The 2,288-nt window shown below is 67.5% G+C and carries 2 protein-coding genes; both read right to left on the reverse strand.

Annotation, left to right across the window (positions count from 1 at the left end):
* A partial coding sequence (locus B1A74_RS13570; protein WP_143592266.1) for a cation-translocating P-type ATPase occupies positions 1-1,636 on the reverse strand: 1,636 nt, incomplete at its 3' end.
* Between the two features lie 154 nt (positions 1,637-1,790).
* Positions 1,791-2,288, reverse strand: a 498-nt coding sequence (locus B1A74_RS13575; RefSeq protein ID WP_077244944.1) for an outer membrane beta-barrel protein, incomplete at its 5' end; no start/stop codon positions are given.

Consider the following 2,288-nt stretch of genomic DNA (forward strand, 5'->3'; position numbering starts at 1 on the left):
CCTGCTCCACGTCACCATAGGTCAGCTCGCGCTGCTCGGCGGTGGTCTCGCGCCGGGCGATGGCCAGCAGGCGCTGACCGCGTGCCGCGATCGCGTCCATCGCCGCATGCCATTCATCCGCCCGCAGCGGCTCGCGACCGTCGGCGGTGGCCTGGTGCTCGCACAGCTCCAGCACCCGTTCCGGGGCCCCTTTCAGATAGATGCGCCCGTGGCCGTCGTGGTCGTGATGCAGGGTCGCCATGTAACGGTGATCCGATTCGAACGGGATCACGTCGGTTCGCGGCAGGCACTCGTGCTCGTGGCGTGTGTTCAGGCCGGCCTTGAACGCCGCTGTCACCAGCGCCCCCTCGGTGGGGTCGCCCTGCATCACCCACTGGCCGTCCTTTTCGAAAACCTCCGCGTCGTTGCACAGCAATCCCGCACGCAGGACCTCTTCCAGACACGGGGCATCGGCCGGCTCCACCTCTACCCCGTCACGCGTGAAATCGCCGTGCGGCGCATAACCGACCCCGCTGACCCCGTATTCCCCAGCACCGGTCATCAGCGCCTGCACGGTCATCTCGTTGCGGGTCAGGGTCCCGGTCTTGTCGGAACAGATCGCCGACACCGAACCCAGCGTCTCCACCGCCGGCAGCTTGCGGATGATCGCGTTGCGCCGGGCCATCTTCTGCACCCCGATGGCCAGGGCGATGGTCAGGATCGCCGGAAGGCCCTCGGGGATGGTGGACACCGCCAGACTGGCGGCCGCCAGGAATATCTCGTCCAGCGGGTAATCGCGCACCCAGAAGCCGAAGGCAAAGGTCGCCGCCGAGATGACGATGATGACGCCGGCCAGCCAGCGGCCGAACTGCGCCACCTGGCGCACCAGCGGCGTCTCGAGGCTCTCCACCTCGCCCAGCATGGTGGAGATGCGCCCGATCTCGGTATCGCCGCCGGTGGCCACCACCACCCCGGTACCCCGGCCGAAGGACACCAGCGTGCCGGAGAACGCCATGCCGCGCCGATCGCCCAGATCGGCGCCTTCGTCGACCGCGGCCGTATCCTTCTCGACCGCCACCGACTCCCCGGTCAGCACCGCTTCCTCGACCTGCAGGTTGCGGGCTTCGAACAGCCGCACGTCGGCCGGCACGCGATCCCCGGCCTGGAGATAGACGATATCCCCCGGCACCAGGGTATCCGCGGGAACCTCCCGGCGTTCGCCATCGCGCAAGGCCACCGCCTGCGGCGAGAGCATTCTGCGGATCGCGTCCAGCGCCTTTTCCGCCTTGCCCTCCTGGACGAAGCCGATCAGCGTGTTGATCAGCACCACCGCCAGGATCACCCCGGTGTCCACCCAGTGGCCCAGCAGGGCGGTCCCGATGGCCGCCAGCACCAGGATGTAGATCAGAATGTTGTGGAAATGACGCAGGAAACGCCGCAGCACCCCGGCCTTTTCCGGCGGCTTGAGCGCGTTGGGGCCGAAACGCTCCAGCCGTTCACGGGCCTCGTCGCCGCTCAGCCCCTCGCGTGCGGCGTCGTGGCGCCGCAGGGCCTCGTCGGCTTCCAGTGCATGCCACGGAGTATTGGCACCGGTATCGTCCCCCGAGCCGCCGGGCGTGTCAGGGGTGTCAGGGGCATCGGGAGGGGATTCATCCATGGGCGGGCTTCATCCGGGTGGTTGGTGCGTCACGGAACAATCCTGTCGGAGTTCGGCGCCGGCTACAAGCCCGCCGATTCCGTGACAGAGCGCACAAAAAAGGGCCGCCCCGATCGCCCGGGACGGCCCTTCTTTCAATGAAGGCCCTGACGGTTCAGAAATTGAAACCGACCTTGGCCATCACGCGCATGTTGTCCATGTCCTCGCGCGAGCCGGCGAAGCGATCGCTCTCGGTGATCTGGTAGCGCGCTTCCATGCCGACGAACAGGGTGTCGTCCACGTCGTACTGCACCGAGCCGCCGAACTGCCCGGCCCACAGACCGTTGCGGTCACCGTCCAGCTTGGTGTTCACATAGCCCAGCCCGGGCCCGAAGCCCATGGTCACGCTGTCGGCAACTTCAAACTCCCAGTGGGTGTTCAGTTCGGTGCTGGTCATCCGCAGCGGGCCGTCGTCGAACTCGGTCACGCTCAGGCGATGGCGCAGCACGCCGTTGTCCGGCTGGAACAGCAGGCAGTCGGCGCCGACTTCCAGACCATAGGCCCGGTCATCTCGCAGATCGGAGTCGGTGGTCCAGAGGCTGCCCCCCATCACCGCGAAGCTCGGATTGAGCCCCATCCCGTCGGCACTGGCGGTGCCGACGGGATGGGGCTC

The organism is Thioalkalivibrio halophilus, from assembly GCF_001995255.1.
Lineage (GTDB): Bacteria > Pseudomonadota > Gammaproteobacteria > Ectothiorhodospirales > Ectothiorhodospiraceae > Thioalkalivibrio > Thioalkalivibrio halophilus.